This window comes from Anatilimnocola floriformis (assembly GCF_024256385.1).
GTDB lineage: Bacteria > Planctomycetota > Planctomycetia > Pirellulales > Pirellulaceae > Anatilimnocola > Anatilimnocola floriformis.
On sequence record NZ_JAMLFW010000002.1, the window covers coordinates 364,040 to 386,795 of the forward strand.

The 22,756-nt window shown below is 60.1% G+C and carries 3 protein-coding genes; all 3 read left to right on the forward strand.

Annotated elements, in window-relative coordinates; translation table 11 throughout:
• Nucleotides 1–545: 545 nt before the first annotated feature.
• The 3 genes from M9Q49_RS26240 to M9Q49_RS26250 all read left to right on the forward strand — a co-directional run bounded on the left by M9Q49_RS26240 (nt 546) and on the right by M9Q49_RS26250 (nt 22,753).
• Nucleotides 546–21,155 (forward strand): autotransporter-associated beta strand repeat-containing protein, encoded by a 20,610-nt coding sequence (locus M9Q49_RS26240; protein WP_254512258.1) that lies wholly within the window; start codon nt 546–548, stop codon nt 21,153–21,155.
• Nucleotides 21,156–21,461: 306 nt separating this feature from the next.
• Nucleotides 21,462–21,767, forward strand: a complete 306-nt coding sequence (locus tag M9Q49_RS26245) for a hypothetical protein (RefSeq protein ID WP_254512259.1) — start codon at nt 21,462–21,464, stop codon at nt 21,765–21,767.
• Nucleotides 21,768–22,453: 686 nt separating this feature from the next.
• A complete protein-coding gene (locus M9Q49_RS26250) occupies nt 22,454–22,753 on the forward strand; it encodes a hypothetical protein (protein WP_254512260.1) in 300 nt (99 codons plus the stop codon).
• The last annotated feature ends 3 nt before the right edge of the window (nt 22,754–22,756 follow it).

Here is a 22,756-nt window from a genome sequence, read left to right on the forward strand (position 1 = left end):
GCTTTTACTGCGCGTAAGAAGGGGTTCATACGGAAAGCCGCAGTGTTGGCATGGTTCACATATGCGGACATGCTCATGTTTTTGAGCCTTTTCTAGTTCTTTTGATCATCAAATCTTCAAATAAGTTCTAAGTAATGACGTCACATGACGTTTCGGCGGCGAATTACCGCCCATCTGTTAAGACAAGTAAACGGGGAAAAGCTTCGTTCATCTTGCATCTATTTCCTTGCATTTAGAATTCTTTACGCTCAGAATGCGACACTTGTAAGGGTTGTAGGGGGGTAGTTGTCCTATCTTTTGGGACCCGTCAGCGGTTCCAAAGACAACTCCGTCTCGACCCAGCCGCCAGTGTCACGTGAAGCATCTCTCCCACATTCCGCGGGTTGCTGCGCGCTCGTCCGTTTCCAGTCGTTCCGGCCTGGAAGCGTGGTGGATTCTCTTTTCCGTTGCCTCGATCGCCTGTCATTCATTGCCGAGCGGAGCATCCTCTCATGTCGCGTCTTTCCCTTCGTTCTGGTTCCAGGTCGAATTCTCAGCGCTGGCTCATGCAACGCGCCGCTGAACGCCGTCGCCAACGGCGGTTGTTTCTCGAACGTCTAGAAGAGCGCGCGGTGCTGGCCACCATGACCTGGGATGGATCGAGCAGCGCGCTGTGGTCGGATGCAGCCAACTGGGTTGGCGACATCGCCCCCGCTGCAGGCGACGAATTATTCTTTCCCGCCGGCGCGGCGAACCTGACAAACACCAACGACCTGGCGGCAGGGACCACGTTCAATACTGTGTTGTTCACCGGCAGCGGTTACAACATCAGTGGCAATGCGATCACGCTCACCGGTGGTCTGACTGCGAATAACGTGACGGGGAACAATACATTCACGCCCGCGATCACCATCCAGAATGGCTTGACGATTATGTCGGCCAATCCTGGTACCACGCTCACGATGGGCGCGATCGACACCGCTTATCTGGTTGGTGCTACGAGCCTGCTGGGCAGCAGCGCGCTGACCTTCGATGGCGCTGGCACGACGGCAGTGAATGGCGTGATCTCGGGTAATGGCAGCATCAACAAGCTGGGCGGCGGCCTGACGATCCTCAGCGGCAATAACACATACACCGGTCTCACGGATGTGCGGCAGGGATACTTGCGCGCAGCGAGTGCGACGGCGCTCGGTTCTGCAACCAGCGGCGATACGCAAATTCAAGCCGGCGCGCAACTGCAGGTGGCGGGCACTTTCACGATTGCCGAGCAAGTTGCCTTGCGCGAAGGTGGCGTTGGCTTTGGCAGCGGCACGAACGTGAGCGGTGTGGGTGCGTTAAACGCCATCAGCGGTACGGTTACTTGGACGGGCAACATGGATTTGTCCAACTCCAACGCCTCGATCGGTGTGGAGAGTGGCGCGACGTTGATCGTTAGCGGCGTGATCGCCAATCAGACGGGCAGCACCATGCGCCTACTCAAAGCAGGCGCCGGCACGCTGCGGCTGACAGGGACCCAAGCGAATGTGTACCGCGGCGATACCGTGGTTTTGCAGGGAACGCTGGAACTCGGCAAGACGGCCGGCGTGAACGCGATCGGCGGCAACCTGGTCATTGGCGACAACATCGGCGGCGACAATGCAGCCGCTGTGCGATTGCTCGCCAACAACCAAATTCCGCACATCGAATATTTCGGTGCGGCGCTGACGACGACCACCATGAACAGTTCGGGCTTGCTCGACTTCAATGGTTTCACCGACACGATCGGCAATCTGACGATGGTCGAAGGGTCGACCTATTCGGCCGACATCAACTTGAACGGCGGCACACTGGTTCTGGGTGGTGCAGCACTGACCTTGAATGGTTTCCAGGGAAGCAGCGGTGTCACGCCGGCTGCGACGATTAGCAACGGCACGTTCGATCTCGGCAGTTACTTCAGCGGCGCTGGCGGCGGCCTGGTGAAGACGTTTACAGTCAACGACACGCAACTGGGCAACGTCGCTGCAGACCTGGTGATTTCGGCCAACATCACCGGCGCTGCCGATATCGGCATCAATAAGGCCGGCGGCGGCACATTGGTGCTAAGTGGCAACAACACGCTTGCCGGGCCGGTGGCACTGACCGCGGGTATTGTCGGCATTGGCAGCAACAATGCGTTCGGCACCGGCATTGTGAGTTTGCAAGGTTCAACGCTGCGCGCCTTTGGCGCAGATCGAACGGTTCCCACACCGGTTTCTCTCGATGCCACCGTACCGGTGCTGGGTGATCTCGATATCACTTTCACCGCGCCGGCGACGTTGACGGCCGGACGCACCATTCAGGTGATGGATCCCAATGCGATCGTCACGTTTGCCGCCCCGGTGGGCGAAGGAATTTTTGGTTCGCAAGCCTTCGCCAAGAGTGGCCGCGGAACTTTGCAATTCACGGCAGCGAATACCTTCAGCGGTGCGTTCACAATCAACGACGACGGCGGCACCGTGTCGCTGGCGGGTAATGGCACGCTGCAAAATGTGACGAGCTTTACCATCGGCCAAAACGGCGTGCTGAAACTGGACAACAGCGGTACGAATCTGACCGACCGCCTCAACGATGTGTCGGTTATCAACAACAATGCGGGCGAAGTGTTGCTGGTGGGCAATCCCACAGCAGCGAGCACGGAAGTCACCGGCACGATCAATACTGGCGATCAACTAGCCACCACCATCAGCGTGCAAAATACGTCGGCTGGCGCGCAGAGTGTGGCTCTAGTCGCGAATGCGCTAGGGATGGGTGGCACGCGGAATATCAACTTCCAAGCCATTGGCGGCACGCTGTCGGCGACGGGTCCGAACCGCATCGTCTTTCAGAACAACCCGGGCAACCTGATTGGCGGCACGATTTTGACGGGAAGCCGAGTGACCAGCACCTCAGGCCTGGATGTGGCGACGTACGGCAACGCGCCCGAAGGGATCGCCGTCGTGCCGCTGCCGGCCGCGGGTTACACCAGCGACCTGACGAATGCGGGCTTGCTGAGCAATGTGAAGATCACGACGCCTGGCACTTACACGCTGACGAACTCAAAGCTGATCAATTCGCTCATCGTGGGACCGGGTGTAACAATCAACGGCGCCGACGTGCTGCTGAATACCACTTCGGGCATCATCCTATTCACAGGCAGTGGCACTAGCGCAATCAATGTCGAGTCGCTCAACGCCGGTAACGGTTCCATCTCGGCCGACGTAGGGATGAATGCGACGATCGGCAGCAACATCATCGCAGGATCGATCTTTAAAGCCGGCCCTGGTCGCGTGATTTTGACCGGCGACAACACTTTCAGCGGCAACTCGGTCGTGAATCAAGGTTTCCTAAACATCCAGCGGAGCAGTGCGCTCGGCTCGGTCGTGGGGACCACCACGGTTCGACAAGGTGCGACGCTCGAAGTCGAGCAAACTACGTTTGGCGCGGTGAACATCGGCTTGGAAACAATCGGTTTGAACGGCGTGGGTGTGAGCACTACGGGAGAATATGCGGATGCGGTCGGTGCGCTGCGCAACGTGGCGGGTAACAACTCGCTGGCGGGCCGGATCAACTTGGGTGGCAATGCGACCGATCTGACCGGCGCGACGTTGCTCAACGGTTTTCCGGTGATTACGAACGGCACGACCTTCTTCAACGTCGCCACCGGTTCGCGCTTCACGCACACTGAGAGCATCGTCAACGATGTGGAAGTGATCAAGCGCGGCGGCGGCACGCTGGAGTTTGCTGGCGCATTTCAAAACACCTACAACGCGTCGACTCGTGTTCTCGAAGGGACGCTCGATTTCAACAAAGAGCCGGGCATTCCTGCCGTCATCAATACCGTCTTCATCGGTTCGGATCGAACTGGTGCGCCGGCAGCTACGCTCAAGCTGAGCAAGAACGAACAGATTCGCGACAGCGGCACGGCGGGCACGTTTATCCACAGCTCGGGTTTGCTCGACATCGGCCAGACCGAAGGCTTTGGCGGCACGCTGACGATGGTGGTTGCCGCCAATGGCGGAGCCAAAATTGCGATCGGCAGCGGCGGTACGTTGACGACCAATGGCGACCTCACGGTGATGGCAGCCGGCACGGGCAACGCCACTGGCGCGTCGATCACCGGCGGGACTGTGGCGCTGCAATACCTGGGGATCATATCGGTGGCGAGCGTTCGCACTTGGCAAGTGAATGACGGTGCTATCGGCAGCGATCTGACCGTGAATGCGGCGATAGTCGATGGCACTGGATTGCAATCCATGGGCATTACGAAGAACGGCTTTGGTGCGCTCGAGATGGGGGGCACCACGGCAAATTCGATCACGGGCTTGACCACGGTCAACGAAGGTGCGCTGCTGCTCAACAAGGGGAACGGCACGGGCGGTGTTTCGGCATTGCAAGGGACGCTGCAGGTCGGCGACAACAACCCGCAGTCGGGCTTTGCGGGATCCGACATCGTGCGCTGGCTACAACCGAATCAATTGGCCGATTTTTCGGCACCGATCACGGTGACGGCTACGGGGCGGCTGGAACTCAATGGCAAGAACGAGGTGATTGGTAATGTCGATGCCCAAGCAGCGCTGACCCTGCAAGCCGCTTCGTCGGTCGATCTCGGTGGCGGCACGCTCGGGATCAATGGCAACATTGTTTCGACTACGAGCACCGTAGCCACGCTGTGGACGCCGAACGCAGCGCCGCGAATCACTAACGGCACGCTCGATTTCGGCGCGGTGCCGCGCACGATCGACACTGGCAATGATGTGAATCAATTGCCGTTTGAATTGGAGATTGGGGCCAACCTGACCGGGACGGCGGGTTTCATTCAAGCCACGACCACCGGCACGGTGCTGCTGAGTGGCAACAACAGCGGCTTGTCGGGCGAAATTTATCGCGGCGGTGGCAACCTCGCCGTTGGCAGCGACACGGCGTTTGGTGCTGCCAAGGTGTTTATCTCAGGCGGTCACCTGACTACTTACAATGGCCCGCGCAACCTGGCCAACGAATTCTTTATGTCGCCGACGACGATCGCATTCATCGGCGGCAACGGCTATGCAGGCTCGGGCGCCATTGGTGGTGGTGGTAACAATCTGACATTCAGCGGTCCCGTGCAAATCGTGAACATCACGGGCGCTCAATTCCTTCCTTCGCAAGCGGTCGCCGGCGTCCTGGAGTTTGCAGGTGGGCTCGGCGAATCGGGCAACACATTTAGTTTGCGCAAGCAAGGGCCGGGAACGATTGTGTTCTCGAGCCCGGTTACGCTTAGCGGCGGCATCGAGATCGGTCAGGACCCGGGCGGTTTTCGCTGGTACGGCGGCACGATGGTGGTCCGCGGCCAGGGCTCGATTCTCAACTCGGGTTTCTTAATTGGCACGGGGGGCGTGCTGCAGATCGACAACAGCCAGGGAAATCTCACCAACCGGATCGGCGACACTGCCGCGATCGACTTGTTTGGCGGCACGCTGGCGCTGGTCAGCGGTTCGGGCGTACAAGCCACGGAATCGGTCGGCTTGGTGCGCGGGCGCAATACGTTGCGCGGCGAAGTGCATGTGCTCACTAGCCCGGCGCCAGGGAGCAGCGCGAACTGGCGGTTTACTTCGGTGGGGCTCGAAGGAACCAGCAACGGCACGACACTGAAGTTCGTGGGCCGTGGCCAGGCGATCACTGATACTGGTTTGAGCCGCGTCGCTGTGAATGCGCTTCCCACCGGCGGTTCCGCAATGGTCGACGGCATCTTGCCGTATGGTGTGATGCAGGGGCCGAGCGGTTTCGACTTCTTGACGATTACGACTGCTCCAGCCACAGCGCCGTTCGACAACTTCATAACGTCGCTGACCAGTGGGGCCAATTTCGGCACGTCGCTGGCCACGGCAACGGCGACGGTGAATGTGAAGTTGACCGCGAGCGAAACGCTGGCTGCTCCCGCAACCGCAAACGCGGTGCTGCTGGCCAATGGCGGCATTATCGTTGGTGGCAACGACTTGACGGTGGATACGGGGCTGGTGATCTCGGCGGGCGTGGGAAATCAAATCACAGCACCCAACTTGAATGTGGGTGTCAACGACGGCCTGTTCTATGTGAACGACAAAACCGACTTGACGGTTTCCAGTGCAATTCCGCTCGGCCGGGCAACACTGATTTTGGCCAAGGGTGGCTTGGGCTTGCTGACGCTGTCGGGGACGAACACGTTCAACGGATTGGTGCGACCCACGGAAGGGACGATCCGCGCTGCGAGCAACAACGCGTTTGGTTCGACGGTGAACGGAGCGACCGTGACGTTTGGCGCGACCATCGAACTCGCCGGGAATATCTCTATCCCTGCAGAAACCTTGACGCTCAATGGCAACGGCGAAGCCAACCTGGGTGCAGTTCCGCTCCGCAATTTCAGCGGCACGAATACATGGGAAGGAAATGTGGCGCTGCAAAACAACCGCACGGCCATTGATGTGCCGGCCGGACAATTGAATATCGGCACGGCTTCGTCGACAGGCATCGTGAGCAACCAGGGCTTCAACAAATTTGGCTCCGGTACGTTGCGATTCGCGGGGAATGCCAGCAACACGTTCGCATTTACCAGCCTGGTCTGGCAAGGCACGGTGGAGTTGGGCAAGACAGGCGCAGGAATCGCCGCGATTCCGATCATGAGCGACAACAACGAGTTTTTCGTGGGCAGCTACTGGGGTGCGAACGATTCGGCCAACCTCAGTTTCCTGGCGAGCGATCAGATTGGTGATGGCTTCCGCAGCCGTTTGCGGATCATGGCGTCGGGCATTTTGAATTTGAATGGTTTCTCGGAAACGATCGAGGGTCGACTCAACACCGGTGTTAACCACGATGTGCTTGGTTTGGAAATTGGCCCGATCAGCAGCTCGGACGTGAATCTGGGTGGCGGCACGCTGCGGATCGGCAACAACGTGTCGGAGAACGGCCGCATTCAAACGCGAGTTCTGGCTGGCGGTTATCCAGTGCCGGCAGTGATCAGCAATGGCACGCTCGAATTGACGGGGCCGTTGGGATCGGCCGGCGGTCCGCGGCGGATCTTGGTAGATGACAGCGCCGGCATTGAAGACTTGTTAATCTCGGCGACCATCGCCGATGGCGCGGGTGGCAGCACGCAGCTCAGCAAGAGCAATCCGGGTCGGTTGGTGCTCGCCCCATCGGCTGCGGGTGGAAATACTTACACCGGCGTGACCTCGATCGAAGGTGGTGAAGTTGTCGTGCGCAACGCCAACTCCCTGGGTACGAATGCCGCGCAAACGACCGTGCTGGCCGGTTTCAGCCTGCTGGTGGATGGTGTGTCGCTGTCGGAACCATTGGTGCTGAACGGCGTGGGTTATGGCGGCCAAGGCGTGATTCGCAATATCGCCGGCAACAACACGCTGACGGGTGGCGTGACGCTGGCCGGCACCAGCACGCTGAGCGTCAACGCCGGCACGAGCCTCGATATCAATGCCGCGATCAGCGAGTCGGCGGCGTCGGGCGTGACGAAGTTGATGGGTGGTACGCTGACCTACTCGGGCAGCGCTGCCAACACCTACACCGGAACCACGACGGTTGCCGAAGGTACTCTCGTCTTCAACAAGACTGCGGGCACGAACGCCATCAATGGTCCGCTCACGATTGGCAACGACGCTGGCTCGACGGGTAATCTGGATGTGGTGCAGCTCAACGCCAGCAATCAAATTCCCGACAATACGGTTCTCATCGTCAATTCGACGGGCGTGCTGAACATCGGGACGAATTCGGAAACGCTGGGTGGTGGCGCGATCACAATGACGTCGGCGGGCACTCAGGCGTCGTTGATTACGACGAGCGGGGCGGGCGTCTTCAACTTGACCGGCAATCTTACAGCCAGTGGCGCAGGTGGCACGTTCACCACCAAGGCTCCCGGGGCGACGATTGCCGGCACGCTGAACCTGCAGGATGGCGCCCGCACCTTCACGGCCAACGACGCGAACTTACTTGCGATCAGGGAACTCGTGATCGATGCCTTCATCGTCAGCGGCACGACGCCGGGGGCCGGCGCAATCACTACGACGGGCGCTGGACTGGTGGTGCTGAGCAATAACAACACGTCTTATACGGGCTCGACCTTCATCAACGGTGGTGGCGGTCTGGTGCTGCGGAACAGCGGCGCGCTGGGGCCGATCACTAACACTCTGAATATTTCGGTTGCTGCGAGCTTGTTCTTTACCAACTACGGCGCTGCGGCGACGACGGTGACGATCAGCAATCCGATCACGCTCAATGCCGATCTGACGATTCGGGGCGACAACAACGTGGTACTGGCCGGGCCAATCAGCGGACAGGGGGCTGCCAATCGCACGTTGAATCTAACTGTCAACGCCGCGTCGAATTTGACGGTGAGTGGTCCGATCAATTTGTCGAATGATGGGACCCAGCGAACCTTCATCGTCAATACGAATACGTTCAATCACGCGACGAACCTCAGCGGCGTGTTGCGCAACGGCTCGGGGGCAGTCAACCATGCCTTCCAAAAGGGTGGCACGGGCACCTTGATCATGTCGGGCGACAGCAACAGCGGCGCCAATACCGACTTCATCGGCACGACGACAATCAGCACTGGCATCGTGCGGATGGCACACAACAACGCCTTCGGCAACATCGTCGCCGAAACGCAGCAGTTCTCCGTAGGAGGTGGTATCGGCAGTTCGTTCACGCTGACGTACTTAGGCGCAACGACCGCGCCCATCCCCTTCGACGGCGCGGGAAATCCGCCGACTACGGCGCAGGTCGCCGCGGCGTTCAACTTGCTAAGCCCGGTCGTGCGATCTGCGCCGGTGACTGTAACCGGCACACCTGGTAACTACACCATTGTGTTCTCAGGGCTCGCCGGCGTCGACGTCAATGCGGTGACCGTGACGAACCTGGTTAGCGCGTCAGCTTCGGGAGTGGCGACGACCGTCTCTGGCGGCGGCACGTCGGTCTCAGCCGGAGCCACGTTGCAATTGATTCCTGGCTTGAGTGTGCCCGAGTTTATTTCGCTCAACGGTGCGGGCCTCGGCAACTTGGGCGCGCTGCGGTTCATCGATGTTACGCCTGGAACTTCAGAAACGACAACGCTGACCAACGCCAGTCAGACGCTAACGGCGGCCTTCATTGGTGTGGATGGCGGCGGCGCCAATCCCGACCGCCTGATCATCAATGGCTACTACATGAGCGCTGCAGGCGTCACCACGAAGGTGGGCGCGGGTGACCTGGAATTCGGCGGGACTTCCGACAATGGCTTGTCGCTGATCATGAACGGCGCCACGCTGCAGGCCGGCTTCGACGACGGCTTCGACATCCGCAGCGGCACGGTGATCTTCAACAAGGTGACGGGGAGCATGGCCTATGCAGGCGGGACAACAACGGCGCTCAACGTGGGTGACGGTGGCGGACCCGATCGGTTGATTCTGACGGGCGCAAGTCTCGATCACATCGGCGGCACACAAACCCCGGTGAATGTGAATCCTGGCGCTTTCCTGACGATGTCGGGATCTGCCACGACCGAAGTATTGCCGGCTGCGGTGACAATTAACCGGTGGTTGAATGCCACCGGCACAATCGATTCGACGGCAACTCGCACGTTCATTCTCAACAACAACGTGACGGTCGCCAACTTCGGTTACACCGATGGCGCAACGCCAGCTGGCACGATTGCGGGGCAGCTTGATCTGGCAGCGGCGACTCGCACCTTTACGGTCAACGATTCTATCATCTTGAATTCTGCTGAAGATCTCGTGGTTTCGGCCGTCATGTCGTCAGCGACGGCAGGAACGGGCATTACTCGCAATGGTTTCGGCACGATGGCCGTGACTGGGGTGAACACCTATCAGGGAACCACGTCGGTCAATGCCGCCGAACAGCTGGATGGCATCTTTGGTCGAGTGGGCGGCACGCTGGTTGCGCGGGGAGCGGGCACGCTCGGTACCGGGGCGTTGACGATCAACGAAGGCTCGACGGTGACGCTCGACAACAGTGCGACGAATGTCGTGAGCCGGGTTGGCGATGCCGTTGCGGTGACGATGAATGGCTCGTTGAACTTGATCGGCAACGCCGCGGGCTCGACGGAAATCGTTGGCAACGTGACCGTCAATGTCCGCAACAACGGCGGTGCGCCGGCGCGGATCACCATTGATTCGTCGGCTGGCGGTCTGACGATGTTGCAAACGCCAGCCCTCGGCCGTGGCGGCGGCGCGACGGTGGAATTGGTCGGCGTGGGAGCGGCTCTGGGCGCTACGACGAATAGTCGGATTCAAGTCACAACCACCAATCCGCTGGTCAACAATGTGTTGACGTGGGGCACGGTCCGCAGCCCTGGCAGCTTGCTCGATTTGATTACTGATACGGATGGTACGGCGGGTTCGGCGCCGTATTTCCTCGGACCGGTGACGACCTACAGCAACGATATCAATGCTGGCGGCATCGTGCGGTTAACTGGCGGCACGCATACGATCACCGCGAACACGCCGGCCATCGCCGCGCTGCTCATCGAAGGTGGTGCGACGGTCAATAGCAACAACTTCGATATGCTGATGGGCACCGCGACGGCGGGCTTGATTTATAGCGCCGGCGGCAACAACGCGATCAACTTGGGAGCGACCGGCGAGTTCACCTATGGCGCTCGCGAACCACTGTTCCTGGTTGAGTCGGGTAGCCAGCTTACTGCGAATGGTTTGATCAATTCGACGGCAGGCTTGCGGTTGGAACGAGGCGGCACGCTGGTGCTGGCCGGTGATAACGAGCAAGGGGCCAACGGCACTTTCACGGGCGCGATCGACATCGGCTCGGGTACGCTGCGGGCGAGCAATGCCGATGCGCTCAATCAAGCGTCCGCGGCAACGGTCACGGTTCGCAACCTGGCGAGCCTGATTCTCGATGCCGATATGTCCACACTCACTGCACGCACGCTCAACTTGTCGGGCCCAGGTGTGAATAACGCCGGGGCGCTGCAGGTCACTGCAGGCAGCGACATCGTGTGGGGCAACGGAACGTCGAACTTTGCCTGGAACCAAACCCCCGGTAATCTCACTCCGCTACTTGTGAATGTAGCCGCCACCGGCACCTTTAACGCGTCGGGAACCACCACCAACGCGAATGCGCCGCTGATCAAGATCGGCGGCGGATCAATGGAGTTCAGCGGAACGACGGCCAATGCCAATGCATCGGCCATCAGCGTGAACGAGGGAACGTTGATCCTCAACAAGACGGCCGCGGTGTCTGCCGTAGTGAGTGCGCTCACCATCGAGGATCTGGGCAACTTCGATCCGGCCGGCGTGGGCACCGTAACCTACGGTGCTGCAGGCGGCACGAATAATATTGCTGACACGATCAGCGTGGTTGTGAATGATCAGGGTGTGCTGAATCTCGCGGGGGCGAGCGACATCATCAACGCGTTGACGGTAAACGGATCGCGCGTGGGAAGCGACAACCTGGCGACGGGCGCCGGCACGTTGCAGATCAATGGCGGCCTGAATCTGACGGGCGGCACGCTAAGTGGCAATATCCTGCTCAACAGCAACCTGGCCTACAACTCAAACTCGTTTGGACCGAACGGACAGGCGATCATCAATGCTCAGCTGGATCTGAACACGCCCACCGGCAATGCGGCGCGCACGTTTACTATCGCCGATAATTACGCGGTGAATGATCTGGTGATCAATGGCCGGATTTTCAACGGGCGAATTCTGAAGCAGGGGGCCGGGGCGCTAGCCCTGACGAACGCTACGAATGTGCTGACCGACTTCAGCGAAGTTCAGGTGTTGACCATTCCCGAAACGGTGTCGTCCTTTACGCTCAACTTCAATGGCGTGGTGACGTCGGTCATTAACAGCACATTTACGGCCGCGGCGATTCAGACCGCACTCAATACCGTGCTCGGCACGGGCACGACCAACGTAACTCTGACCGGCGGCGGGGGCACTCCTTACACTCTCACGGTCACATTCACAGGCATTCTGGCGGGGGCGAACGTTGCCAACTTTGCGGCCGTGGTCACGAGTGGTTCGGGCACGATTACCGCTGCCGTCACCGACGGCGCTTCGGGCTTTAATTTGAACGCTGGTTCGCTGGCGCTGAATGCGACGGCAGCGCTCGGCGGCGGCACGTTGAATGTGTCCGCAACGACCACCGTGCGTCCGATTGCCGGCGCGGCACTCAACCTGTCGAGCCGGATTTTGATGAATCCGAACCTAACGACAATCTTTGGCGGCCGGCGCGACTTTGGTGGGACCGATGCATTGACGCTTTCTGGCACTGAAATCGTCGTCGTACCCGGTCTCAATCTGAATAACAACTGGCAGATCGACGATCCGTTGTTGAACATGCAAGTCACGGGCGTGATTGCCGGCGGCGCGCGCAACGTCGCGAGCACAAGCAATCCGCTGGTGAAGACTGGTTTCGGCAAGCTCGTCTTGTCGGGCACGAGCACATTCGTGGGCAATGTGACCGTTTCGGCAGGCATTTTAAATCTGCAGAGCAACGGCGCCTTGGGCGCCGCGACTCCGGCACTGGGCAACCTGGCCGGCCAAGTGGTGAGCGTGGCTGGCATGGCTGCGATCGAGCTCGAAGGTGGCGTGACGATCAGCGATCGCACGCTGATTCTGAATGTCGCGAATCCCCCAGCATTTGCGACGGGTTACTTAAATGACTTTAACGGTGCACTGCGCAGCCGCAGCGGTTCGAACATCTGGCGCGGCACGGTCGACATGCGCAGCTTCGATGCCGGGGCTCGCAGCATTTACATCGGCGTCGATGCCGGACAGCTAACGATCGATGGCTCGATTATCGGCACGACGAGCGCCAGCGCGGTATTAGGCAATAGCTTGATCAAGGTCGGCAACGGCACGCTGGTGTTCGATGGCGCCGCCCCGAATCAATACACCGGAACGACGGCGGTCATCAGCGGCACACTGGTGCTGAACAAGCCGGCTGGCGTGAACGCGATCGCTGGTACCTTGGTGGTCGGCGACAACTTTGGCACAGACATCGTTGAAAGCCGTAACGCAGAACAGATTGTCAACACCGCGCTGCTACAGGTGCAAAGCAGCGGTCAGTTGATCTTGAATGGTGTGGCCGCGGCCGTTGCCAACGAAGTTCAAACATTGACGTTCCCAGCCCTGGCGACAACCGGAACTTGGAATTTGTCGGTTCTCGGCACCAATCTTGTGAATCTGCCTTTCAACATCACTCCCTCGGCACTCGAAAGCATGATCAGTGCCGCGATTCCGGGTAGTGTGGTACGGGTGGGTGGCGTGTCAGCGCTGCAATACACCTTCACCTTCCTGGGACCCAATGCCGGCCAGGATGTGGTCGATACCGTGGCCATCGCCCCGCAGGGTAGTTTTGCTAATACGACGACCACGCAGCAAGGTGGTATGGCGATCACGGGGGGTGAGACCGTGAATACGCCGCAGCTGTTTGTGGGCGCCACGAGCAGCGCGAGCATCGACCTCGGCGGTGCAATGCTGCTGCTCAATGGCGATGTAACGGTCACGGCTCGGCCGGGCATCACCACGAGCGTCGCGGCACAAATCACCGGCACCGCGGCCTCTCGCGTGTCGCTGCTGCCGGAAAATGCCACGGTTGCGGCCACGCGGACCTTCACCGTCAACGATGGCTCGGGCCTTGTGGAATTGAATGTCATTCCGGTCATCATCGACAAGCCCGGGACCATCTTCACGGCCAGTTTGACCAAGACCGGCGCCGGGCGATTGTCACTGGCGGGGGACAATACTTACACCGGCACGGTCACGATCTCGCAAGGTGCGCTCCGCATTCAACATCCAAACGCGCTGGGCGATACGGGCTTCGTGCCTGGCGGGCCTACCGTGACGGTGGCTGCGGGCACTGCGCTCGAATTCGATATCGCGGGAACGAACACCATCGACAACGAACTCTTCTCAGTGGCTGGGGCCGGCATTGTCAACGGCAGCGTCACTGCTCTGATGGCGGCGCCCAACTTGGGAACTGGCGCCATTCGCAATATCTCGGGCAACAACCGAGTTACTGTTTCGACGATCGACAGCGTGTTCACCATGACGGCGAACACGTTGTTCGCTGTCAACGGCGGCAAGCTGACCATCGACGGCGTGATCACGGGGGCCTTTGCAGTGATCAAGGCCGGCAGTGGCGACCTGGAAATGGCTGGCAATGTCGACAATGCCTACTCGGGGAATACTTTTGTCAGCGAAGGAAAGCTGGTACTGAATAAGTCGGGCATTGCCCGCGCTATCGGTGGAAACACGATCGCAGGTTCTGGAGAGCTCTTCATCGGCGACAACCTTGGACCCGACAACAGCGACTCCGTGGAATACGCAGCCACGGCTGGTACCGATCAGATCAACGACTTCCGGCCGATACACATTACTCGCAACGGTCGGCTGAACCTGAACAATATTTCGGACTTCCTCACGGGCACGTTCTTTCTCGACGTCGGCTCGACCATGAGCGGCGATGTTGTCACGGGCACCGGCGTGTTGACGATGAATACGAACACGTTCTATGCCATGAGCCAAGCCGGCCAAACGGCCACGAGCCCGGCAGTTACGCTGCAAGGGTTCTACGATGGGAGCGTTACTGGCAATCGCATCTTCACGCCCTACGAAGGGCCCGCCAATGTGGAAATGGATATCCAAGCCGTGCTTAGCGGTGCGGCGGCGGTGACTTGGACCAAGCAAGGCCGTGGCACGACGATCTTCAGCGGCAACAACACCTACACCGGCACCACGCTGGTGAACACCGATGGCGGCACGCTGGTGATCAACTCTCCCGCGACGGTGGCGGCGAGCAACTTCACGGTCAATCCGGGCGCTACGCTCGGCGGCAACGGCACGATCAACGGCACGGTGACGGTGGCCGCGAACGGCAGCAACCTGACGATCGGTGGCACGATCAATCCGGGAACGCCAGGCGCGGCTCCCAATAACACCGGCATTCTGACCGTCGCCAACAACGTCAGTTTCGGCAACCGCTCCGAGTTGTTCGTCGATCTCAATGGCAACGTTCCTGGCACGAGTCACGATCAGTTGCGGATTACTGGCACGGGCACGCTCACCATCAGCAATGCGGTGAACAACGGCGCGAACTTGAACGGCCGCACCGGGGCCGCGGTGATTGCCGGTACGGGCATCAAGGTGATCGACAAGGTTTCGGCGGGTGGCTTTACGGGCACTCCGACGGCGGCCACGCCGTTCTTTGCCAATGCCTTTAGTCTGACGGGCAATATCACGCTCGGCACGCGGAGCTATGCCTATGTCTACAACGACAACAGTGGCCTGCCACTGGGCGATGGCAACGATTTTGTGCTGACGGCGATTCCTTCGACGGTGGTTTGGGACGGCCGTGTCGATGGCGGGGCGATCACGGCTTCGAACAACTGGACGCTGGCCGCCAACTGGGTCGGCGATGCGGTGCCTTCGCCCGGCGATGCGATCCTGTTCAACGACATCGGCATCGGCAACGGCAAAAACTTGCCGTTCAACGACTTCCCCGCACTTTCGCAATTCGGCGTGATCACGTTCGCGAATAGCTCGGGTTCGTACACGATTACGGGCAACTCGATCACGCTGGCCCATCCTACGCTGGCTGCGGTGATCAGCGACAACACCCTGAATTTGCCGGTCAGCAACTCGCTGAATGTGGCGCTCGTCACGGCTACTTTGGCGCAGACCATCACGGTCAAGGATGGAAGCACGCTCACGCTGGGACCAGTCACGATGGTCGCCGCGGCCCCGCTGACCATCAACAACGGCGTTGCCGGGCCGGATGCTACGGGCAACATTGTCTTCGGCGGCACCGTCAACGGAGCGGCGGCGCTCACGATCAATCTGGCCGGCACTGCGACCTTCACTGGCGCGGTCGGTGGCACCACGCCGTTGACGTCGGTCACCATCACGACGGCTGACGATGTGACGTTCAACAGCACCGTGGCCACGACCGGCAACTTGTTGCAATCGGCAGGAACCGGCACGACGACGCTCTCGGGAGGCACGATCGGCGGCACGCTGTCGATCAGCAACGAAGCCGTCGCACTAGCGGGCGTAACGACGACTGTCACCGGCAATACTACGCTCAACGCCACGATCGGCGGTGTAACGCAAACGGCGGGCGCGCTGATCACACCGTCGCTCACTCTGACCGGTGTGGGTGTCTTCTCGCTTCCGCAAGCGGCGAATGATTTCAACACGCTGGCCGCGAATGTCGATGGCGCGACGACAATTCGCGATGTTGACGATCTCCTCATCAGCGGCACGGGCATCATCACTTCGAATGACGACGTCGCCATTCAAACGGGCACCACGCTGGGTGTGAATGCGCCGGTGAATCTGGGTACGGGCGATTTGACGCTTACGACTGGCGCTGCCACCACGCAAACCGCGGCGATCATCGGCGGTGGTTTGGAGTTGCTCGGCGTGGGGCCGTTTACGCTGCTCAACGCAGCCAACGATATCGCCACATTGGCCGCCAACACGACCGAAGCCATCAGCTACAACGATGCCACGGGCTTTGTGGTGGGCACCGTCACAGGCAGTGGCACGACGGGCATTACCACGACGAACGACAATGTCACGCTGGGCGCTGGCGGCGCCGTGACGCAGTTGGCAACGGCTTCGATTCTGTCAGCAACTCTCACGCTGCAAGGCGCGGGCTCGTTCAACTTGAACAGCGCGACGAACGACGCAACCTCGCTCGCTGGCAACACGACCGGCGCAATCACTTACACCGATGCCAACAACCTGGCTCTCGGGGTAATCACGGCAGGCGTCTCGACGGTCACCGTCAACTCGGTGGCCGGTGCTTTGACCGACGGCAATGCTGCGGCGAATAACATCACAGCGGGGGCATTTGTCGCGACCTCGGCAACGGGGGTTGGTACGGTGGCTGATCCGCTGGAAACGACGCTCGGCGGCCTCGAAGCAGCCGGCGGCAGCGGCGGCGTGTTTATCGCGAACACTGGCTCGCTCACCATCGGCGGCGTGAGCGCGGTCGTGGGTGTGAGCGCGGCAGGAAGCATCAGCATCACCAGTACGGCGGGCATCGCCGTTGGCGAGTTGATCACCACGCCTGGCAACGTCACGTTGGCTGCTGGCACGGGCGGCATTAGCACGCCCACCGCGGGCGTGGACGTGACTGCGGCCGATTTGAATGCTACAGCGACGACGGGCATCGATCTCGATACCGATGTGGCGACTGTGACGCTGACGAACACCGGCGCGGGCAACGTCATCATCGACGAAGTGAGCGCCCTGGTGATCACCAACCTGACCGTGGCGAACGGCAACGCAGCGATCAACGCCGGCGGCGCCCTGACGAACGGCGCTGGTTCGATTTTGTCGGTGAGTGGTAACGGCAGCTTTGGCGGTTCGACCGTCAACCTCGGCACGCAGGCAGGAGACAGCCTCGCGTTGGGTTCGCTCGCCTTCAACAGCCCGGGCGCGGTGACGATCGACCTGAACAGCGCTACGGCTCTTGGCGGCACGAGCACGGCGAACTCGCTGCTGCTGACATCGACTGGCGCGCTCACCAACCTGGCCGGTGCGAGCGTCACCGTGACGGGCGCGGCCACCCTGTCGGCGCCGAGCATTTCGCTCGGCAGCCAAGCCGGCGATTCGATTAACTTCGGTTCGCTCAATTTCAACACGCCCGGCGCTGCAAACATCGCCGTCGATAGCAACATGCAACTGTTCGGCGTGAATACGGCTGCCAGCGCCAACCTCTCGTCGACGGCAGCGCTCACCAACGCCGCCGCAGCGAGCATCACGATCTCTGGATTGGGCACGTTTGGCGGGGCGACGGTCAACCTCGGCAATCAGGCCGGCGATACCTTCAACACCGGCAACCTCGGCTTCTCCGGCACGGGTGCGATCAACATCAGCGAAGACAGCAGCATCACCCTGGGCGGTACGAGCAATGCCGGCAGCGTGCAGCTGACTTCGCCAAGCACGATCGATAACGCCCCAGGGGCCAATGTGAACATCACCGGCGCGACGGTGCTCAGCGCCACGTCGATCGCGCTAGGCAACCAGGCCGGCGACGTGTTGAGCTTCGGCCCGATCACGTTTACCGCGACAGGCGGCGGTGTGTTGATCGAAGAAAACGGCAGCCTGCAATTGGCCGGCGCGAACACCGCTCCGGGCGCGATCCTGCTAACCGCCATCGATGCGGCTAGCGCCGGTCAAGACTTGACCTTGGCGGCGGGTGGTTCGGTGACTTCCGGTACGAGCAGCATCACGCTGAATGCAGGCGACAATGCAACGATTGCCGGTAACCTGACCAGCGCGCTGGCGACGACGATTAACGTCGACTTCGGTGATGCGGAGTCGCCTGGCGTGATCGAAGCCACATCGATCAGCGGCGGTGTGTTGACGATTACACCGGTCGGCGTCATCACGACACCGGCTGTCGGCAGCGGCGGCGGCTTGTTCCTCAACGGCAACGATGATTACGACACGTTCTCGCTGCAGCCGCAGGTGACGACCGAGATTCGCATCAACGGCAACGATCCAACCGGCACCGATACGGGCGACAACCTCGCGCTCGATACGAGCGTCGCGACCGGCGCTCTGCTGAATGTGCCGGGAACGATCGCGCCCTACATTGGCGCGGGTTCTGGCAGTTGGACGTTCACCAGCGCGCACCAACAGGTCCTCTTCACCAATATCGAAGAGCAATCGCCGCCGACGCCGTTCCATCTGACCATCGACAACAGCGTTAGCATGATCGGCAATATCGTGATCATGCGCGATGCATCGCAGACCCGCGTGCAGATTCGCAACGGCAGCAACGCTGGGCCGATTGTGTTCCAAGGTTTGCTCACCACGATCTTGTCGGTGCGGGTGCTCGGCAGTGCCGCCAACGACATGGTGACGATCGACGATATCAACACCTTGCCCGATTTCATCGCTTCGGTGCCGGGCGTCGGCGATAACCCAAATCTGGCAGGGACGGGCGAGATCTTCTTCGACGGCATGGGTGGCAACGACACGCTGGTCTACAACCTCAACGGTCCGTCGGTCGCACAGACTTATGCGATTGGTACGGGTTCGTCGCCGGGGAGCCAGGCCGGTGAAATTCTCAGCGTGGGCTCGGGCATCTCGCTGCCGAGCTACTTCCAAAATGTCGAATTGGTGCAGCGGATCGGCACGAATGCTACGCCGGGCTCTTCGACCATCGAAGGGGATACGACGAATAACAGCATCGCGATTACGGCCAGCGGCGCGCTGAACCGAGTCACCGCGACAGGCTACGTGCCGTACGAAGTGAGCAACAGCAGCATCGGTCAACTAACGGTCAACGGCGGTGCGGGAACCGATACGCTCGAACTCATCAGCCTGGGAAGTGGCGCGGGGAACCCGGCCATCAATCTCAACGGTGGCGCCGATGCCGATACGATTCGCGTACACAGCACGAGCACGCACACCGGTCCGGTGACGCTGGTCGGTGGCACGGGGAGCGACATCTTCCAGTTGTTCAACGCACTCAACCAGGTCGACGGCATCGTGGCCCCGATAGTGGTCGACGGCACCGATGGTTCGCTGGCTGCTAACAACGATCAGCTGATCATCGACGACTCGGGCGATTTGACGGCGGACACGGTGAGCATTGGCGCGGTCAATCCGGCCATGTCGGCTGACTATCGCGTGGAAGGGATCACCAGCACCCCCGGCGACGACGTGGTCTTCCGCAACATCGATACGTTGAGTTACACCGGCACGCAGGGGAATGACCTGCTCGATACGCGGCTCGTGAACACCCTGCCCGCGCACGATCTGTCGTTTGTCACGGTCAACGGCTGGTTGGGCGCCGATCAGTTCCTGCTCTACACGTCGGATCAGTTAGGCGGCACGAGCCCAGCGCCGACTGCCACCGCGAGCGGTGTGAACTCGATCAATCTCAACGGCGATGCTCCGGGCAATCCCAACCCGACCGATGGCAACGATATCTTCGGCGAGACAGCGCCGGGCCTCGTTGGCACGGGCAGTGGCAACGCCGGGCTGGCGATTCCGAGCACGCTCCGCTGGATTCGGCCGAGCGTTTCAACGGCCATCACCATCAACGGCGGCCGGCCGACGGGACCCGTCGCGCCGACTGGCGATACGATCGGCGATGTGCTGAACCTCGATCTTTCGTTCCTGCCTGCCAATGCTCCGCTGATTCTGGGTACGGTGTCGGGCATTGTGGCAACGACCGGCGCGCAGCTGCTGTCGTACTCCGAGATCGAAGACTTCAACTTGGCTCTCAACAATAAGTTGATCAACGTGCAGATGGGCGACTTGCTCGTCCTCGGCACGACGGGCGCCGACTTGATTCAGTTCAGCAAGAACCCGGTGCCAGGCGCGCTCGATCAATCACGCATTCGGTTGAACACGCTGGTGCAGGACATTACCACGACCGGCAAGACGCTCGTCTATGCGGGCGCGTCGAACGATTACGTGACGATGTCGAACGTCGAGTATCCCGGCGAAATCTACGGCGAAGACGGCGACGATTACATCGCCGGCGGTGTGGCCAATGACTTCCTGGTGGGCGGCTTGGGCAACGATCAGATCAATGCCAGCCGTGGCGACAACATAGTCTGGGGCGACGATGCGACCGGTTTGATCGCCGGCGTGCTGCCGCAGGATTCTGTCGTCGGTGGCAATGACATTCTCAGCTCTCTTGAAGGCAACGACGTCTTTTACGGTGGTGGTGGCAACGATCAGGTGAGCCCCGGAGCCGGCGATGATTACATCTACGGCGGCGCGGGCAATGATCTGCTCGATGGCGCTCAGGGCGATGACCGCATCTACGGCGGCGATGGCGACGACGTCATCAGCGGATCCGGCGGCAACGACCTGCTCGTCGGCGGCGCTGGCAGCGATCAGCTGATGGGCCGCGACGGCAACGACGTGCTGATTGGCGGCGACGGCAGCGACAGTCTGGTCGGCGACGGCGGCGACGACTTGATCATCAGCGGCCTGTTGTTCAACGAAGCCAGTTCGTGGGTTGGCGTGGCAACCACTAGCACGTTCGACCCGAGCAGCTACTCCCGACTGACCGACAACGACGCCGCCCTCATGCTGCTCCTGTCGCAGTGGGGCAGCCTGCACGACAAGAGCTCGCTCGGCTCGGTGACCAGCGACGGCGATCCCGATATCGTCGTCAACGGCACCGGGAACGACGATCTGACGTTTGCCACCACCTAATTGCGAGGGTGGCCGGTGCGAGCGCCAGCGGATTTACGCTGGCGTTGGTTCCTGCAAAGCTCGCTCGGTCGGTTGCCCATCCCGGGGTCCGATGTTAAACTTTCGTTTTCGTCGCTTGGCCCTAAACAGGCCGAGGCGGTGGGCGGGCGCTGCAACCATCGCCGCCAAACAACACCCGGCGGGGTAGCTCAGTTGGTTAGAGCAACGGCTTCATAAAGCAAACGAAGCCTTCTTTTTCTTCCCGCGAAAACCACCGAAAAAGCCTTATTTTCCAGGCTTTTCTTGCTGTTTCGGACCGCCTGCGAAATGCCGTACAAATTGGCGTTTTCCGGGCCTTGCGGTTGTAATTACAACCGGCCGCTGCCGAAAATTCTTAGAACTTTAGTGGTAGTTATTGTGAAAACAGGCGATAATAAAAGTAGAGGCATAGAAAGTAGCAAAATGACGGCTAAAGAGATTGTTTCGGCAGTGAGAAAAGCCCAGGCGAATGGCGAAGATGTGACTGCCCTATTTCCCGTCCTTATTGAATTAGTGCTGAAACTCGTCAGCGAGCGCGAGCGGTTACTTGCAATGATCGAATCGCTGAAGCGGCGGCCGACAGGATTTGCCTAGGCACGCAGATTCTTCAGGTGGCGATCGGCGAAATGCTTAGCTAGAATCCGCTCATGCCAAGAGCGGTTAATTGGAGAAATTACGATGGGTGGTGATTGGGATCCAGATGGACCAGTGGGGCCTGCTTCCTCCGGACCTGGGTATCAGGGCTGCTGCTGTTCCGGAACGGCAGCATTAATCTTGATTTCGTTCTTACTGCTCGGCGCGATCGGCTCGACAGGAATAGCGTTACTGTTTCGGTATCAGATCGCCAGTAATTCAACGCCCCCAGTTCCAGCTGTGCTGCAGGCGAAATAAAACGCCCGGTGAGTTACTTCACCGGGCCCGGTTTCCCTTGGGCCTTCGCCTTTCGTTTTGCTCGATTCACCGCGTCGATCACCTGCCACGCGACTTAGCGACCCTTCTACTTTCCAAGTGCCTAGCCGCGACGGTATCCGGAGTAATCGCCATGGCATAGGTATCTCCGGATCAATGTCGGATCACATTCAAAGTGAATGATGACGGCACGATCCTCAGCGAGGTTCATGGCGAATTACTGGTTGACTTGATCGTCTCGGCGTTCGCGAGATCTTGGTCGCCATCGGAACATTTTCAGGCCAACCAGTTGCGGTCACTCCCGTTACACCCAAGTCATCCAATAAGCCTGTTGGGCTGCTCACCGCCAAAGAAGTGGCCAGCGATTGAAAGTGTCAACCGCCACTGAGAGCTATGCCCTTTGCGCTGAGGGCAGACTGCAACACCACCGCGTTGGCACCGGCCAGAAGAAGCGATTCCGCTTCACCGAACAACAACTCGCCGACTACCTCGCGGCGACCGAAGTGATTCGACCGCTGGCGAAGATAATCGCGGACATGGAGAAAACCGAAAAGGAAGAGAAGCGGCAGAAGCGGGCTCGCAGATCGTCCCAGGTTGCGAACGAGGGTTATTCTCGCTTGCGCGAATTTGGATACGGCGACGGATCCCCGAAGAAGAAAAAGAAGAAATAATAT